The 17,842-nt window shown below is 32.6% G+C and carries 14 protein-coding genes; all 14 read right to left on the bottom strand.

Going from position 1 to position 17,842, the window contains the following annotated elements:
- Nucleotides 1-106: 106 nt before the first annotated feature.
- A complete protein-coding gene (locus CS063_RS09225) occupies nt 107-3,235 on the bottom strand; it encodes a PEP/pyruvate-binding domain-containing protein (protein WP_099449409.1) in 3,129 nt (1,042 codons plus the stop codon).
- A gap of 211 nt (nt 3,236-3,446) precedes the next feature.
- A complete protein-coding gene (locus CS063_RS09220) occupies nt 3,447-4,733 on the bottom strand; it encodes a Glu/Leu/Phe/Val family dehydrogenase (RefSeq protein WP_099449408.1) in 1,287 nt (428 codons plus the stop codon).
- Between the two features lie 889 nt (nt 4,734-5,622).
- Complete coding sequence (locus CS063_RS09215; RefSeq protein ID WP_099449407.1) at nt 5,623-6,681, bottom strand: acyltransferase family protein; 1,059 nt, start codon at nt 6,679-6,681, stop codon at nt 5,623-5,625.
- Nucleotides 6,682-6,911: 230 nt separating this feature from the next.
- Nucleotides 6,912-7,103 (bottom strand): YwbE family protein, encoded by a 192-nt coding sequence (locus CS063_RS09210; RefSeq protein ID WP_099449406.1) that lies wholly within the window; start codon nt 7,101-7,103, stop codon nt 6,912-6,914.
- Nucleotides 7,104-7,183: 80 nt separating this feature from the next.
- The gene (locus tag CS063_RS09205) at nt 7,184-7,570 is read right to left on the bottom strand and encodes a hypothetical protein (RefSeq protein WP_143452456.1); all 387 of its coding nucleotides are present in this window, start codon (nt 7,568-7,570) and stop codon (nt 7,184-7,186) included.
- Nucleotides 7,571-7,647: 77 nt separating this feature from the next.
- Complete coding sequence (locus CS063_RS09200; protein ID WP_308415473.1) at nt 7,648-7,974, bottom strand: CPCC family cysteine-rich protein; 327 nt, start codon at nt 7,972-7,974, stop codon at nt 7,648-7,650.
- A gap of 84 nt (nt 7,975-8,058) precedes the next feature.
- Nucleotides 8,059-8,616 (bottom strand): DUF4275 family protein, encoded by a 558-nt coding sequence (locus CS063_RS09195; RefSeq protein WP_099449404.1) that lies wholly within the window; start codon nt 8,614-8,616, stop codon nt 8,059-8,061.
- 87 nt (nt 8,617-8,703) lie between these two features.
- Nucleotides 8,704-9,288, bottom strand: coding sequence for a glycosyltransferase family protein (locus CS063_RS09190; RefSeq protein ID WP_099449403.1), 585 nt, complete (start codon nt 9,286-9,288; stop codon nt 8,704-8,706).
- 207 nt (nt 9,289-9,495) lie between these two features.
- Nucleotides 9,496-10,875: an MATE family efflux transporter gene (locus tag CS063_RS09180; RefSeq protein WP_099449401.1), complete on the bottom strand. Its 1,380-nt coding sequence runs from the start codon at nt 10,873-10,875 to the stop codon at nt 9,496-9,498.
- A gap of 173 nt (nt 10,876-11,048) precedes the next feature.
- Nucleotides 11,049-12,128: a hypothetical protein gene (locus tag CS063_RS17865; RefSeq protein WP_308415472.1), complete on the bottom strand. Its 1,080-nt coding sequence runs from the start codon at nt 12,126-12,128 to the stop codon at nt 11,049-11,051.
- Nucleotides 12,129-12,307: 179 nt separating this feature from the next.
- Nucleotides 12,308-13,795: an LlaJI family restriction endonuclease gene (locus CS063_RS09170; protein ID WP_099449400.1), complete on the bottom strand. Its 1,488-nt coding sequence runs from the start codon at nt 13,793-13,795 to the stop codon at nt 12,308-12,310.
- An 11-nt stretch (nt 13,796-13,806) separates the two neighbouring features.
- Nucleotides 13,807-15,504 (bottom strand): AAA family ATPase, encoded by a 1,698-nt coding sequence (locus CS063_RS09165; RefSeq protein ID WP_099449399.1) that lies wholly within the window; start codon nt 15,502-15,504, stop codon nt 13,807-13,809.
- 14 nt (nt 15,505-15,518) lie between these two features.
- The gene (locus tag CS063_RS09160) at nt 15,519-17,309 is read right to left on the bottom strand and encodes a DNA cytosine methyltransferase (RefSeq protein WP_099449398.1); all 1,791 of its coding nucleotides are present in this window, start codon (nt 17,307-17,309) and stop codon (nt 15,519-15,521) included.
- Nucleotides 17,306-17,521, bottom strand: a complete 216-nt coding sequence (locus CS063_RS09155) for a helix-turn-helix domain-containing protein (protein WP_099449397.1) — start codon at nt 17,519-17,521, stop codon at nt 17,306-17,308. Before CS063_RS09155 ends, CS063_RS09160 begins: the two co-directional genes overlap by 4 nt.
- Nucleotides 17,522-17,842 lie beyond the last annotated feature (321 nt).

The following is a 17,842-nucleotide window of genomic DNA, read 5'->3' as shown; positions in this document are numbered from 1 at the left end:
TTTATACTATAGTTAAATAATTTTCAATCAATTACCTCTCCTTGAATGGATTTAATATAGAAAATGACCTTAATCAGTACATACTGTACTGATTAAGGTCATTTTCCTAATCCCTAATACGAAGGGGAAAAGCAGGGTCATAGATAGAATTTATCTTTATGGCATAGGAGGTTTTATTCATAATGTCTTGATCCGTAACATAATGGATATCTAAAAGTCCATCGGACTGATATCCTGTTTTCAAATAATTCATTCGGGATAAAGCCATACTCCAGCCATCAAGCCAGTTAGAAAGCTGCTCCTTCTGCGCATCGGTACCATCAAAGTGAAGAATTAGATCAATATCACTATTACACCTTGCCGAACAATTATTAGTACTTCCAAAAAGATAGATGCCCTTTACTCCAAAAGTATGCATATCTATTCCTGCGGCTATTTGTTCCGCCATATAGTGACGCCATTTCCAGCCATAGTCTTCCTTATTATCTTCTATGCTCTCTGCTCCTGGCTGTTCAAAACTAGATGTCTCCGTAGGCTTGGAAGGAGAATCGAGATAGGCAATCGCTTTTTGCAAATCAGCATTCATTAAGATAACTAGTTCTTTATCGAAGTCGACTTTTTCTACCCGAATTACTTTAATCACGTGACTTAGATAGGAGTAGGACGGAACCATCTCCTCTAGGAAATTGTTCTTATTGGAAAAGAAGGATTTATTAAAAATAATGTGCTTATCTTCTGGATAAAGGGGAAGGTACTTGATATTTTCTTCCACCAGATCTTGAAAAAAATGTGTGCCAAAGGAGAGCTCTGGCTGAAACCTTGACTCCTTTGCTGCAATTTCAATGAGCATGGCTGTATTATTAATATCGGAATAGGCAACAGGAACTCCAAGCTTAATATCACCACGGCTACCCCATCGTCCTGGACCCATTAAAATAAAGCTTTTCCGAGGAAGGATACTGTTCAGATGGCTGATTGCATATGCTACATTCACTAAATCCTCATACTTTTCTAATGCTGCATATTCTACAGGGTCCACATACACTATCGTCTTAATTCCAGTAACCTTTCCATTGGAAATATACTTATCTGCTGTAAAAATAGTTTTTTGATAAGGTATATCAGGAGGAATGGCAACGGGTTTATTATCGTAATTTCTGCTTTGTGGACGGCATTGCAACAGGTAAAGATTATCACCGTCACTGGCAAATTCAATGTCTACGGGATAACCTAATTTCTCCTTCAGCAAGATCATGACAGACTGAATTTGCTTTATCATGGATGTGTTTCTGATCAGATGATCAAAGGTAATGACAAGTTCATCTGATTTAAAGTTCGTTGTAAATGAATTCACGCCAACTAGAATGTCCTCTTTCAGAGCAGAAGCGACATAGTTAATGTGAGGGATTTGATTTCCATATTCCTTAATCATCTGAGCAATGGGAAGGGTTAAGAAGCAGTTATTTTCAACATCTAATACATCCATCATCTGAGGCGAATACTTTACTAAATCGACTGCTGACTGATTTACCCGAAGGTTTGGTTGCCCTGGAGAAATCAAGATGGGATAATCATCTCCGATTCGGTCCACAGCTCTGGTTCCCAGTCCCATTACCATTCTTAGCAGACCATCCTCTCGCCTGATTCTGGGAGACCACCTGAGCTCATTATTGCTAAAAGCAACTCCGGCATAGAGTGGAAAGAAATAAGGTCCCACCCTGGTTCCTACTACCTCCTGAATCATAATACCCATTTGTTCGGCGCAGTCGATTAAATTACGCTCTTTTCGATATTGAATCGAATCCGGGTTAAACAAAGAGGCATAAACTTCTAAAATACTCTCTATCAATTGCTGAAGTCTTTCTGCCTTAGTCCCTGCATTGATTATAAAAAGACTTTTATATTTTCCGGAAAAAGAGGTATCCACCTGATCTTCCAATACACTTGAAGATCGGACAATTAAAGGCTTATCCTGGCAGCTCTCTAGTATTTGTCCCAATTCATTTATAATATAAGAAGAAAACTTGGAATTCTTCATCATATGTATAATCCTGGGATAACTTGTTCGTATATCAAGAATATGTCGATATTTATGCTCGTTTAGTTCATCTAAGCCATTTCTTTCAATCAGATTGGACAATTCATCGGAGGTAATGTACCAGGTTCTAGGAATTTTAATCTTGGAAAATTCTGGATTATCCTTAATGTGAGAGGCTACAATCTGATTTGCAATAAAGAAACCGGTGCCTTTGCCTCCTATTTTTCCAATGCTTTTTGGAGAACAGATTACATTATCAAGAAGGTTACAAAGGGCTTCTATGGATATGTACTTTTGTGCATTCGTAATCATGGTTGGTTTATCAGTCAGGAATCTTTGTATCAATTCCACTGTCAGCCACCGTTTCGTAGCCTCACTTGCCATTTCATTGCCCTTGACTGTATTCATATATTGGGACAGCGCATGGGTAATATCTTTTAAATCAGTATCCTTCTTATCAATTTTTTTGATGAGTTCATAGGTTGTTCCCTGATAAATCCATAAATTGATGTAATTGTAAATCGAAGCATCTTCCATGCAGGATCCCGCATAAGAAAATAGTATCTGACTTAATTGTGTAACGTCAAAAGCTGGTAAGGTTTCTAGGGGAAAATTAATTTCACCTTGAATTCTATATTTTTTCCAGTCCATTCTATCAAAAATATCATCCACCAAGCTGGGACTGGTTCTGGCAAGAAGAGCAATCATTTTTTCACATACATAAAGAAGCATATTGCGATTTGTATTCTTCAATAATGTGACAATCGCTTCCCAATCTCCTCGAAATCGGTTCTTAGGCTGAAAATTTACTTTAAAAAGTCTTTCTGCAATACGATTGGCAATGGTATCTAAAAGCTTCTGTTCTTCAGGAAGGAAAATGCTGTCTGTATTGATAAAAATATGTTTCGGATATATTGCTTTTATCGTTCCGTGAGATATTCCATTCAGTATAATTTCAGACTGTAATGTATAGCCATCTGCTATGACAGGTTTTGTAGCATACATTTGTCCATCTAGTACAATGTAAACCGAGCAGTTCTTATAATCGTGAAACCCCACCGGTGTTACTTCTGTGATTTTCAATAAACTATCCGAAAGAGAAGGGATGGCGAGAGCTTCATCCACCAAATAAAAGCATTCCAGTTCCTTAGCTCTTTCTACCAAAACATCCAAGTCATGATCTTTAAATCGATTCATTTCTATTACCCCTTGATTTGAAATTTACCTGGCAAATGTTTTAAAAAATCATACAAGATGAATTTATAGGCAGATTATCCACCTATCCTATTGGCCTATATGAAAAAAGGACTATGGCAAAATTAAAAATATGTACCTAATATTGTGATATAATTGCTTATCACCACAATATCAGGCATATTGATTCATTTTGCAACATCTCTTGGAAATATTATACCCATCCGCGAAGCTTCACTGCATCTACAACACGATTAATGGCAATGACATATGCTGCCTCTCGCATATATAAGCCTTTTTCTATCGCAAGGTTATGTACCGCATGGTAAGCGCTAGTCATTTTGAAATCTAATTTCTCCATAACTTCCTCTTTGGACCAGAAATAATTCATATTACATTGAATTTGCTCAAAATAACTGCAAGTAACTCCACCTGCATTACATAAGAAGTCAGGAATAAGATAAATATTTCTTGCTTTAATCAATTCATCTGCATCCGGTGTTGTAGGGCCGTTGGCTCCTTCGCATATCACCTTTACCCGATCGCTGATTTTGGCAAAAGTAATCGGTGTAATCTGATTCTCTAACGCACAAGGAAGAAGAATATCTACCTCCTGAGCAATCCACTCTTCACCAGGTAAGACCTCACATCCAAGCTCCTTAGCCTTTTCTTTATCAATGGTTCCAAAGGAATCCTTGATGTCAACCATCTTTTGAATATCAAGTCCATCAAGTTTACGGAAAGTATAAGACTTCTTATCCTTATTATCCCAACTGGAAACAGCCACAACTTTACCACCCAGTCTGGAATATAAGCGAGCTGCGTATTCCGCAACATTACCAAACCCTTGAATGCTGGCTGTACTGGTTGTTATGTCAATATTTAAATTTTTTAACGTTTCTCTTAATGTAAAAATCACACCATAGCCTGTAGCTTCTGTACGTCCCAGAGAACCACCCATTCCCACTGGTTTACCGGTAATAGCTCCTGGATAGTGTCCACCAAGAATCGTTTCATATTCATCCATCATCCAGAGCATATGCTGTCCATTGGTCATAACGTCTGGTGCGGGTACATCAGATATCGGTCCCATATTTCTGGAAAGCTGTCTTACATAACCGCGGCATAACCTCTCCTGCTCACTCAAAGAAAGTTTATGTGGGTCACAAATAACGCCGCCCTTCCCTCCTCCCAGAGGAATATCTACTACTGCACATTTCCATGTCATCCACATGGAAAGCGCCTTTATTGTATCGACGGTTTCCTGAGGATGGAATCGAATTCCTCCCTTTGCAGGTCCCCTTGCATCATTATGCTGAATACGATAACCATTAAATACCTCTGTTGATCCATCATCCATTTTTACCGGAATCGTGAAATGATATTCGCGGCTTGGCTGACGAAGTAATTGACGGGTAGCTTGATTCAAATCAAGCTTATCTGCTACATTGTCAAATTGAAGTTGTGCTGTTTCATAAGGATTGTAAGATTTTTTTTCCATGGTATCTCCTCACTTGAATTGTTATTTTTGCCAATTGAAAATAAAATTATATTTTTTTGTAAAATATATCATTAATTATACCTTGAAAATTTCTAATGTCAACTTTCCAAACTTTTTAAATGTCGTCGATTTCTGCCATTATCTCCCTAATCATTTTTTATAGTTTTATCACTATAATAAGGCCTATAAAAGTCGCCATATTAAATAAAGTCTCCTATTTCATTCTGGCCAAGGATCTGAGTATACTACCTTTGCTTTTAGAAATCTCTTAGATTCTTATAATGTTGTGCAGTCATTTTCTAAAAAAGGATATTCTTTAACTACTTCACATGAACAGTCAGCAATGCCACCAAAGTCATAGACATTTGTATATCCCATATTAATAAATTCTTTAGCTGTTGGCATCTAATTACTAGAATTATCGTTAAGCCCATAACATAGGATTTTCAAATAATTACTCTCCAATTAGCAATAAACATGTACTTCTTCCTTATAAATATGGATAGAAGTAATGGTAAGTAGCCTAAATTTATTTCTACTATTTATAACTCACTCAAGCAAAGCTCATGTTACATATAAAACCCTTTGTGCATCAGAGACTTATATACTTTTACGCATTTACCTTAATTACGCAAAACACCCCCTCACTTGTTTGGGAACATATTTTTAGTTCAAAAGTGCCCAAAAACATATCAAGGTTTAGAATGAAAAATAGGTCTAAGCCTTGATATATCTAGGCTTTATCTACTCAGCTTAACTACAGCCTCAACGTGTAATAGTTAGGCTATTTTATATAAAATGTCGTTTTACTGCCTATGATAACTTCCAAACTATTCACTATTTTAGTTATATAATTATTCGTGTCATACTCAAATACTGTATCATAAAATTACTTAATGCCTAATAATAATCTAACATAAGGAATCCTTTTTATTATCTCATATAAACACAAAGTCCCGATAAAACTCATCACCATTATAATTCCTACCTGAAAATATAAACCATTAACATGTAACAACACATAATATGCTACCGCTACTAAAATGGATTGATGCAAAATATATATAGGAAATGATGATTTGTTAAAATAATCCAAGAATTTGGTTCTCTTATTTAAACATTTCATAGCAAATGAAATCAATGCACAACTGCCTATCCATGCTACAAAATTAACCAATGCATCTCCATAATATGAATATTTGTAATATGTAATAACAAGCAAAAATAAACTACTACAAAACATAATCATTAATAAAATTCGATACTTCTCTAGTAACCTCAATATACTATCATTACTTAAAACATAATATCCTAATAAATATAACACAAGATTTTTTCCAATACTAAATCCTCCAAAATTCCCTATATAGTATCCTCCCCATACAAGAATGAACATAGCAATAACAATATATATATTCATATCAGAAATATTGTTTTGAACTTTATTGTATGAAAAAAATTTTGTAACCAATATACCTATTAATGAAATTACAAAGAGAAATAAAATGAACCATAATTGTCCAGGTGTAAATGCACCATCATATCCTGATAAATCTGTAAAATGAGTGAAGAAATAAATAATATTACCGAATATGCTTCCACTATAATTGTAAAAATATTTTCTTGCATATAATGTTTGAAAGGGCACGAGTAATATAACACCACTTACAAACGGAACGAATAACTTTCCCACTCTTTCAGAAACAAATTGTTTTATCGTTCTTTTTTCTAAGGAATATCTTGCACACATACCTGCAATCACGAAAAGGATTGGCATAAACCAAGGATTAATCAGTATAATCAAACTACTTAATAATCTATTTCCTCCACCCCAGACATAAAACTTTTGTCCATAATCATTCCAAATCATCAATGTATGGACAGGAAATAGCAGTATAATAGATATGATTCTTAAATAATCCAAATAATAATTTCTGTTTTTCTCCATACCCACCTCATTATATATACAATGTAAAAATCCCCTATCCCCCTCTAATAGGAAGATAGAGGATTTTCTTATTTCATGTTAAAACACACCTAAACTTACTTTCCAGCTAAGGGCCAAGCCCTTGGCTCTTCGTTGAAAAATATACCCACTCAACGTGTCATAGTTAGTCTAAACTTCAGTCTTGCCAGTAAGCCTATTATTACTCTTCTACGTATCTTTTGACGAAAATCTTACCTTATCTCTTTTACCCTACCTACAATACCACTTTCAAGCATTACTTTTATGCCGTGATGATGCTCTGGTGAGTTGGTGAGCACCCTTTTCACAATACCTTCTGTCAGTTTTCCAGTCTGCTGGTCTTGCTTTTGAACAACTAGAACCGCCTGCCCTATTTTAATGTTACTTCTTTTTTGCCCGTCCATTTTATACTTCCTGTATTATTTTAATATAATGCTTATTTTCACCTAATTATTACTCAGTGGTTTTTATAAATCGTAGAAATCTATATATAGGGAGGAGAATCATAATATTTCTCAAAATGGATACCACATATTTTACAACAGGTATCTTCTGCTCTAACAAGCTTATTCCCATACTTCTGGCATTCGCATAGACTATTGGCTAATAATAGTTTGGTATTACAATGGTTTGTAAAGTATTTATCTAATTGTCGATCCTGTCTGAGTTCTATTATTAGCAGAATAAGTGAGATTACTGTAATAATACTCCCTACGACTAAACTTGCTTTTATTAAAAAATCACCCAATACAATAAACCCTATTTGTTTCATGCCGAAAAAACATATAGGTAATACTATAAGAAAAACAGCAATAATAGATAAAACTTTGGTTCCTACATTGATAGAATTAATCTTTTTCATATTACTCAATTCCACCTAACCTATGAATGATTTTTAATTATACTTTATCACGCTTAAAGTTGCTTAGCCATCTCTTTTGTATGTTTTTATTTTGGCATTTCACTTTCAAAAGGCTCTCTTACATTACTAAGATATTCTTTTTTACATGCTCTATACATCTTAAAGTTTTGTTTTGCCTCATTTAGTGACATCCCACTATTCTCATCACTCGAGTTATCATCACTTGATATGAAAACATCATTTTCCCAAAAGCATACAGGGCATATATATGCTATAGCGTCTTCCTTTGGAACCGGCAACGTTTTGTAGCCGCAACATAAACAAGGATATACTCCTACTACTTCATCTAGTATTTCATAGGTAGTTGCTATCTTAGAATCTTTTGTTACTTTAGGTAAGTATTTATACTCCAATTACCTCACACCCCTGCCTTAAACTATTTCTTTTTGTCCTATCCATTATAGCTATCCCATCTAGTCCTTTATTCAAATTAAATATTATTTGCTTTTAGTGAAATAAGGCCCACACATTTTTTCATGTGTTTTTACATAAGTCCATTGGAAATCTTTATCTACTACATAGACATCATCATCCATATCAAAATCGCTTGCTTTAATCTTAGAAGCATTCTTATAGATATAGGCTGCTTCCTTATGTTGATAGAAAACAAAAACTTCATTTTTCTTGTGATTTATTAAAGCTCTTCTAGCTTTGCCTTTTGATATGCAGTTTATTTTTTCATAACTAAATCCATGCCATAAAAATTGGTTAATATAAATTTTCTTCTGCTCCTGTTTATTTAATTTGCTTAAGAATACTTCTCTCCATTTTTGTTTTAATTTCGTACTTGAAACAGGTGAATCACAAATTTCAATACCTCTGCTCTTAATATCTTGCTGCATTATGCAATATTGCCTCTCATATTCTAAACAATCAAGTTCATTTATCTTTTCGATGATTTCATCTAATTTGTCCTGCTGAGTTTTTTTATCTAGCTCATTTTCAATAGCGTTAATTCTCAATGCTTCTTTCAAAATCCATTTTCTATTATTCATATGATATTTCCTTTATTCAATGTGGTTTCTAATAATTATAGCACAGACACTATTTATACACCTCTGTTTTTTTCGCAATTCTCTATACTATTTGGCAAAACCAACTGAATTACGCGCTTTAGTACCCCCCTGCTCATTTGGGAACATGTAAATATGTTTGCTCAGACCAATAAACACACTAAAAGGCTTAAAGCATAATTGCTTTAAGCCTTGGTTATATATGCTATAATCCGTAAGTTTTTCTATTACTTTTTTTAAGTTCTTAGAATCATGTATTATATACCCTAGTCCTTTGCAACATATATCTTTAAATAATGCTGCCTCATGTTTTATTATATTTCTTCGGATGCCTATTAGAGGTATAACGCCTTTATGTATACATTCAAAATACAAAACAGCTCCAAATTGTCCACATATAAAAACAAGTTTTATTTGATTATCCGGATATATCTTCTTTACATCATTTGCAAAATATCCACTTCCTTTTCTTGCGCAATACACAATGAGAATTTTCTTATCTTCTATTATTTCATTTTTTCTTAAGGAGTTTCTTATAGGAAATTTTATGCTTCTTATCTTTTCCCTTGGAATGGAGGATTTTATCAATTGTTTTCTACTTTCTCTTGAACTAACTAAGAACTCATCTATCTCTGGATTTATCCATGCACTCATAAAGTCATCACTTGCATCTGATATAAATGTGATATATTTTATCACTCATCATTATGGGATTAACCAAATATATTTTTACTTTCGATGTATTTTCCTTTTCTATGCTTTCTTTAATTGCTTGTGCAATATTATATCCGCCATATCCTGAATCACCATATAGTATTAAAATGCGTTTTTTTCTACCTGTCCTCATTTTAACCAACTTTCTTATATCAGTTCTGGTTTAACAAGCGTTGCTTTTTGCCATTTACAGGATTTATACCTCATAGTATAGACAAGGCTCATAGCTATAATGGTCAGTGCAAAAATACCCCATCCCACATATATACTCATTCCTAACCTTAACACTAAAACATATACAGGCAGCATCAGTAAAAATACATTTGCAAAAACAGTTGCGTACATGACATAAACTACATCCCCAGCACCTTTGAAACAAGAGGTTAAATTAATATCTATGGCATCAAATAATGTATAGATTGCAACAATTTTCAAGATATCTGAACTCACTGACATAATGGTTTCTCTTTGTCCAGTTGCCAAATTTCTGACAAACATATTTACAAACAGCTCTGGAACACACCAGAACAAAAGGCAAACTGGTATGACATAAAGATAAACTAAGCAAAATCCTTTCCTTACATACCTTTTAGCGGCCTCTGCATCTTTTTTTCCCATACATTCTCCTACAATAATTGAAATGGCCATTCCGAATCCAAATACCGGCAAAAATATCACATTACTGATGTTCACAGCAACATTAGAAGCTGCTAATTCATTCACCCCTGCACGGCCTATTAATAACAAAAAGAGGGTAAATCCTATGGAATCCAGAAAAAAGACAACTCCGTTTGATAGGCTATACTTAAAAATATGCTGGAACAGCTTAATATCTATACGCTTTGCGGATGTGATATGAAATCTCTTTCGGCATTTTGAAAAAAGCAAATAAATAATGAAAATAAGCGCTGTTATAGCACTGCCAATAATCGTTGATAGCGCAGAACCCTTAACTCCCATTTCTTTAAATCCAAACTTGCCAAAGATCATACAGTAATCTAAAAAAACGTTTATAAACATAGAACTGACAATGGTTACTCCCACGATTACATACTTACCAACTGAGGCATAAAAACTCATAAATAAAGTTGTCAATAATGAAAAAACAGCACCTTTCGTAATGATTTCGAAGTACAGTATTTGCATAGGCTGCAGTGCTCCATCATGTCCTATCATTTTAAATAGCATCTCGGAAAAACATGAAATGATCACTAATATCACTCCGCTCAATACTGTAAGCCATATACCCTGCCATAAAATGCTGCCTATTTTCTCCTCCATCTTTGCACCATAATATTGTGATACAATATTTCCTACATAAACCAGTATTCCAGTAAACAGGCTTGTACATGTTAGAGCTAATGCACTGGCTGGTGTTACCGCTGCTAGAGCTTCTTTTGAATACCATGCCAAAAACATCCTGTCAAAAAACTCTAAAATCGCTAAATATCCTGTTGCCAGTATAAGCGGGATTGCTATTTGTAAGATATACGTATAATCTTGCCATTTTCTTTTATCTTTCCCCATGTGTTATCTCCCCATTTATGAGCACTTTCGCTTCTACCCTGATTTTATACTATAGTTAAAGAATTTTCAATTAACTTCTACTATCTTGTATACTATTTATGTGGTTTTTCCTAAAAATAGGTATAGTTCCCCCTTACCCCAACTTTATCTCAGTATTCAATTAGATCATGTCCTTATGTCGTATCAAAAATGTACTTCCTATTATACTTCAATAGATAAAGCTCTTTTTGTAACAATCTTATTATTTCCTTTATCGTTAATCTCTGTATTTCATTATCCCATCTCATGTGCATCATCTTATATAAAGTTTGAAGTGGTATATTAAAATCAGTTGTCACCATTAAAACCTGACTATATTTTCCTTGCTTCCTTTTCTTACTAAACTTTACAAACCTAAGTGGCTCAATCACTTCATCCATTTTAAAAGTTTCTTCATAGGCTTTTACTTCACATTCTCTTTTCTCATCTTGCCATACTTCTCTTACATTACCTTTGTTAATTTTAGTTTTGACTTCCTTAATACTAGTAATATTATTATCCTTCACATGGACAATAGGTATTACTTTATGATCTAAGCAATGATTAATCCAGCTACTATTGCAAGCCAAGGCATCATATACCACTACCTCTATTGCATGTTTATGCTCTTTCATTACTCTACTTAATAATCTCTTGGCTACTGTTAGTTCTCCCTCATCCTTTTTACTACTATCCTCACAACCTTTATAAAGCTCAAAGTCTATAATCAGCCTAGGTTCACTACCTATTAATGACATAAATCCAGCACTATGAAAATAGTTTGTTTTATTATTTCTTACAGTTGTACTGCAACATTCCACGCAATTTTTCTTATAGCTTCCCAATAATTTAGTACCATCTATAGCCGCTACTGTATAGCCATCTATGGTACCTTCCTCTAATACTTTATTTCGCTTAGCCTTCTTAATAATTTTATTATGTATTTTATATAGTCCTTGATTATCAATAACTTTAAGCGTATCTCGAATAGTGTCTATTTGCGGTAACTTCATTTTTCTAGAAATAATATTTATAAAATCATTGCTTTTAATTTTATATTTAAGTTCATTAAAGCTTTGTATTCTCAATAAAAAACCTAAAAATACTGGCAGAATAGCCTCTCCAGTAGTATATAAGGGATTTTTTCTACCATCTTTTAACGATTTTAGTCCATCTTCTATATGATAAACTTTCTTCGCATATTTAATAAATTTCTTCAAGTAATGCTTAGTCATTTTCACCTCGGCTGTCGTTTTTTATTCAAAAAATGATTATAAAAGAAACGGGATATGGTCGCAAGAATTTGAGGAGAAAAACTGGGAATTTACAACATTTACAAAAAGGACTTTCAGGGCTTGAAATTTATAATAAAACTTCAAACTGACCCGAAAGTCCTCAAATTACACTATTTTACTTAAATATTAAATTCCTTATATATATCTATTCTTTGATTTTCTATATACCATTTAAACATACTCGTTGCAGGTAGTTGAATTATTAAAATATCGGCTAAAGTAGGGTCTGTAATTTTCTGTAATATTCCTAACTCTACCTTTCCTAGCATACATATCTCACCATCTATTGGCATGAGAAAAGCATTCTTAACATAATCAAATTTATGTCTACTAATGAAATCTTGGTACGCCAATTGATATAAGTATTGTTTTGTTACATCTCCAATTCCAGGTTGATTTGCTACCCTTTCCTTGTTTAGGACAATATTATAATATTTAGCATCAAAAATACCAAAACACATTCCCTTATTATTTTCATATATAGAAATTAAATCAGGTGTAAGTGTGTCTTTTGCATCATGAGCGAACTTTCTATCTTCTGCATAACATATCCATTTAGGTTTTTCGATAATTTCCAATAATGTATGCTTAGATTTTTTTTGATAATCTTTATCTAATAACTTTGGATACCTAAGATTTTGCAAACAAGTCTTTAGCTGATTATCGAATACCTCGGCACAAACTTTTTCCCAAACAAGGTTAAAACTTGTTGTTCCAAACATGTTAATGCCCGATATATTTTGAAAAGCCTTAGAGTGCGCTACATAGGTATATAAGGTCATAAGTATTGTCTGTTTACTCGTTATAAATTGAGCATTTAATTCACTTTGCAATCTATACAAGATATATTCTGTTTCCCCAAAGTCACTAAGATTTTCATCTGATAATTGAACACTCTCTATATCAAATAGCGAAAGTAAATCATACCCCTCTAATAAGTTGGAACATTCTGTTAATACGAATTGATGCAATCGTCTAAAATAGTTTTCACTATCGTCAATAGTATTTCTTGTTTGTAACTCAAAATAGTAAGGACGCTTATTGTTAATATATGCAAAAGTTTCATTTATTGTTTGATCCCATAATATCTCACCCTCGCCATTTGTCTCAATAATGTCTTGATGATTAGAATAGATTCCATGCTCATGATAATCCCTCAGCATGAAAATCATAATCCCCAAGGTATTAAATGAATTTTCTTGTTGCTCTCCGTTTAACATAGGAATCAGTTGTTGTTTAGCATTATACTTTTCTAGTACACGTAAAACCTGTTTTAGCTTTAACACTGAATTAGATGTACGCTTTATATACTTAGGTAAGCTTTTTATTACTCGTCTTCCTATAGTAAGTACCCCCACAAATGTAAATACATAGAGACATTCATTCGTAGATGTATCTATATCAATAATTTCGACTTCATCATCCCTTAAATCATTAAAATCCTTTTCGTTAGATATAATTCTTACTGTTTTTAATATGCCATAGGATTTGAGTTGTTTAAGAAACTCTATGCTTGTTTTTGATGATGACAGTTTAAACAAGGATATTAATTCTTCTTTCTTATATCTACGCTGTTCATAAACATATTCAGAAATTAAATCACTCACTATATAAATACCTACGCTTTCTTGTCTTCTTCATCTGTAGGTGCTACTTCTAGTTTTACTTCTGTAATAGGAGTCCTATTAGAAACTTCTTTTATTATATCATCATGAAAACAAGCTAGACCTAATAAATCAAAGGTATTACAAATGCTTGAATATCTTCTTATATTATTTTCATCAACCCTGAAAATATCCCCCCTACATTGCCTTGCAGCATCTTCAAAAAGATACATTAATACTTTATTTCTTATTGCTTCTAATAATTTACTACTATCTTGCATTACCTCTTTGGATATAAAGTATGGTCCTAATAATTTATCTTCGTTTACCTTTTTCGCCAGTTGATTATTAATGGCATGTCTTAAATCATTCCATCTAATAGTAGTCTCATATTCCTCTCTCCCTAATGTAACCACTATTTCTGCCATATCAGCTTCTTCATCATCAACACCTATATATTCAAAATTCCACCTACGTTTAAATGCAGTATCCATTGGAAATACACCTTGGTCAGCACTATTCATAGTTGCCCAAATATACATATTTGAAGGGATACGCATCTTATCACATGCTGTTCTTTCCTCTAACGTACAAGACTCATAATCTTTTTCAAAAATAGCACTTGCTAAATAACGTTTTATATCTTCACTTGACTCAATCTCATATTCACTAACTCCGCACTTTCTATCCAATAATTGAAAAACATCTCCAAAGACACCTGCAATATTAGCTCTGTTAATTTCTTCTATTATTAATAGATATGGTTGTGGATTTGAACAATACATTGATTTAACAGAATTTGCATATATACGCATAAAAGGACCTGGTACATATTTATATGTAATAATTTCACTTTCACTGCTATCCTTTGTAGGAACGGGCTTATATGTCCCTACAAATTGAGCAAATGAGTAATTAGGATGAAATGTGACACGCTGATAATTTTCTCCAAAAGCAACTCGTTGCTTATCTATATTATAGCTTTTGCCTGTTCCAGGTGCACCAAAAATTATCCTATTATGAGGATGTTTTATTACATTATTAGTTGTTAAAAGTGAAATATTTAAAGTTTTACTAATATCCCAAAATTCGCAAAAATTCTCATATGAATATCTTGTAAAAAATTCATGTCTATCATGTGTGTTTGAAGGCATTGGAAACTTATCAATCTTAATAATTTCTTTTTGTAATACTAGCACATCTTCTTGGTCAACATAAATATATGTTTTTTGATTTTTATTCTTAACTTTGAGAGGTGCTCCATGAACCTCGATACAATTCAGTAAAATATCGCTCCTAGGTCCCCCGATTTCATTATCAAAGAATTCAGTATAATCTATTTGTTTATCATCACTAACTAAAATCTTTTCTGCAATTCGCCTATACAATAAAATACTTTTATCTTCTGAACGCACAAAAGGATTGGGTGCGTAATATATCTTAAACCAAAATTCAAGATATTTTCTTAAATAGTCATCTTCAAATGTATATAAATAATCTTGAACCTTAAATTCATTTTTACTTCTATCCTCTAGCCCTAATTGGCATGCAAATTGATAAGCCGTTTTTTTATAGCTATTTAAGTTGATTTGTGTTAAGTCCTGAGCTTCTTTAGACGTTATTTGTGATACTAAGTCAGGATATACAGATAACATAGCTTTCAAATTATCTACTGTAAAATTTCTCCAATTAACTAATGGTGCAAACCCCATAATCTCTCATCTCCCTAATTATTATCTAGTATGTTTGGATAACTTAATATAATTTGTTTCATAATATTTATTAGTACATCTACAACAATTGAATTACCAGCCTGTTGATAAATAGATGTATCTGATACAGCTATTTTAAAACTATCACAAAATCCCATTAATCTTAAACATTCTCTTGGTGCTAATTTACGAAGTCTACCATCAGTTGTTACATAATTATCAACTCCTGCCCTATGCATCTTATGCATAGTTGTTAACAACGGTCTTGCTATTTCTAAATCTGTTTCAGGTTTAGAATAGAATCCTTTTGTTCCACTTGCAAGCACATATTTTTTTACTTTTTCGGATAAGAAATATTTTTCTAAATCCTTCATAGTTTTTTCTTTATCTTTATTCTCTTCTTCGAATACAAAATCACCATGCCAATTAAACTGCTGATTTTTCTTTTGGCAGAGCTGAATTTCTCCATCAATTTGTGTATACTTTTTAGTAAGATTTTTTTCACTTGTAACAAAGTCCACGCCCTTTTTATTTAAATAATACTTTCCGGAAACATTATCTAATAAAAAATCCTGCATTTTTTTCTCTAAAGGTATAGGAACTGGAAATTCAAACGGTCTTTGTAAAAATAAATCATTTCTAAATCCTACCACAAATACTCTTTCTCTATTTTGAGGAACGCCATAATCTTTTGCATTGAGAACTTGATAGCTCCATGTGTAATTTAAATCAGTAAAAACTTGCTTAATAGTTTCCCACGTTTTACCATTATCATTACTTAAAATGGCCTTTACATTTTCATAAATAAACACTTTTGGTCTAATTTCACTCACTAAACGTGCATACTCATAAAATAAAGTCCCCCTTGTATCCTCCAAACCTCTTTGTTTACCAACTAAACTAAAAGATTGGCATGGACTTCCTCCAACAAACAAATCAACTTGATTTTGATATTGTTTTCCATCCAAAAATGATACATTCCAATGAAAATCTCTTGGATCCAAATCATAATTAGCTAAATAACTTGTTCTTACTTTATTTTGAGACTCTTTTCCTTCATATAACTTATCAATATATTTCTTTTTTTCGGCATACGTAGGTAATTGTTCTAACTCCTTATGTATGTAAAATGAATTAATCTTTTCATGTAACATACCCAAACGTTCACTAATGTCTCTAACTCCCTTAAGCACTTTTTTACTTTCATAACCTTCAAAAATTTCTTTAGCTTTTTTTAGATTATCTATGACTATTTCCCAATTAATTTTATCGCTACTCTTATAGAGACTAGTGCCAGTTATGTCTAAGAGGGATAAGTCATTATCCTTTTTAAAATCATTTAAGATTTCTAATGTAGACTTTAAAACTTCTATTATCTTGCTATTAATGGATTGTTCTCTACTAATGTTGTTAATAAATCCACAGTACTCTTTCTTTCTAACTGTCTTAAGATCATCTTGTCCCACAATATTCTTTAAGATTTTTAATGTATGGTATTCTATTTCTTCAAAATTTAAATTACTAAGCTCCTTTAATTGCTCCTCATATTCTAACCTGTTTTTATTTAAGTCTTCGTACAGTTCATCTGTAGTTTTATCATTTGAAATATTTTTAACCTTATTAATTAATTGTTCTAGCAAAATAAACTCTTTATCTATTTCACTAATATCAACCTTTATATCTTTAGTTAAAATATCAACATCTCCATTATCACAAGCAAAAATCAACTTATGCTCTAGATCCATTCTTTGTAGAGCATGTTCAATTGCTCCTATTCCGCTAAACGCTGTTGCTAACTTAATCATTTATTGTCTCCATCCTTCTTATACTCCAAAATATCTTCTATATTACATTCTAAAACTGTACATATCTTATTTAGTACTTCAATATCAATTTTTTTACACTTCTCATTATATAAATCACCTATCGTATTTGGTCTGGTGTCAGTTAGTTCAGCTAACCTCTTTCTTGTCATCTTATGCTTACCTAATAGTTCAGCTAGCTTTATATTAATCAATATATTCACCTCCCTATAATATTATATCACACTAAATATCAAAAAACGATATTAATTATCGTTTTTATATATCTGTATACTCTATTTTAGGTTTAACTATTTGCTAAAAAGTATGCCTTGTGGCATAAGGCTATCCCTATCATCCATATTTTTTAATAGTCCAACTTTTACCCTAAAAGTACACAACTCTACAAACGGCAAAAAGATTAGAATCTTGATGGTTCTAGGTTTTACTTGATAAGCTTTACTACCATCTCAATGTGTAATAGTTAGTCTAAACTTCAATGTTACGGGTAGACCTACTATTATCCCCCTATGTAT

It is taken from the genome of Sporanaerobium hydrogeniformans (assembly GCF_002735925.1).
GTDB classification, from domain to species: domain Bacteria; phylum Bacillota; class Clostridia; order Lachnospirales; family Cellulosilyticaceae; genus Sporanaerobium; species Sporanaerobium hydrogeniformans.
This window is presented reverse-complemented; position numbering and strand designations above follow the sequence as displayed.

Bases quoted from the DNA above. Each gene is read 5' to 3' on its own strand.
- CS063_RS09225 (WP_099449409.1), bottom strand. From the start codon at position 3,235: ATGAATCGATTTAAAGATCATGACTTGGATGTTTTGGTAGAAAGAGCT.
- CS063_RS09220 (WP_099449408.1), bottom strand. From the start codon at position 4,733: ATGGAAAAAAAATCTTACAATCCTTATGAAACAGCACAACTTCAATTT.
- CS063_RS09215 (WP_099449407.1), bottom strand. From the start codon at position 6,681: ATGGAGAAAAACAGAAATTATTATTTGGATTATTTAAGAATCATATCT.
- CS063_RS09210 (WP_099449406.1), bottom strand. From the start codon at position 7,103: ATGGACGGGCAAAAAAGAAGTAACATTAAAATAGGGCAGGCGGTTCTA.
- CS063_RS09195 (WP_099449404.1), bottom strand. From the start codon at position 8,616: ATGAATAATAGAAAATGGATTTTGAAAGAAGCATTGAGAATTAACGCT.
- CS063_RS09190 (WP_099449403.1), bottom strand. From the start codon at position 9,288: ATGAGTGCATGGATAAATCCAGAGATAGATGAGTTCTTAGTTAGTTCA.
- CS063_RS09180 (WP_099449401.1), bottom strand. From the start codon at position 10,875: ATGGGGAAAGATAAAAGAAAATGGCAAGATTATACGTATATCTTACAA.
- CS063_RS17865 (WP_308415472.1), bottom strand. From the start codon at position 12,128: ATGACTAAGCATTACTTGAAGAAATTTATTAAATATGCGAAGAAAGTT.
- CS063_RS09165 (WP_099449399.1), bottom strand. From the start codon at position 15,504: ATGGGGTTTGCACCATTAGTTAATTGGAGAAATTTTACAGTAGATAAT.
- CS063_RS09160 (WP_099449398.1), bottom strand. From the start codon at position 17,309: ATGATTAAGTTAGCAACAGCGTTTAGCGGAATAGGAGCAATTGAACAT.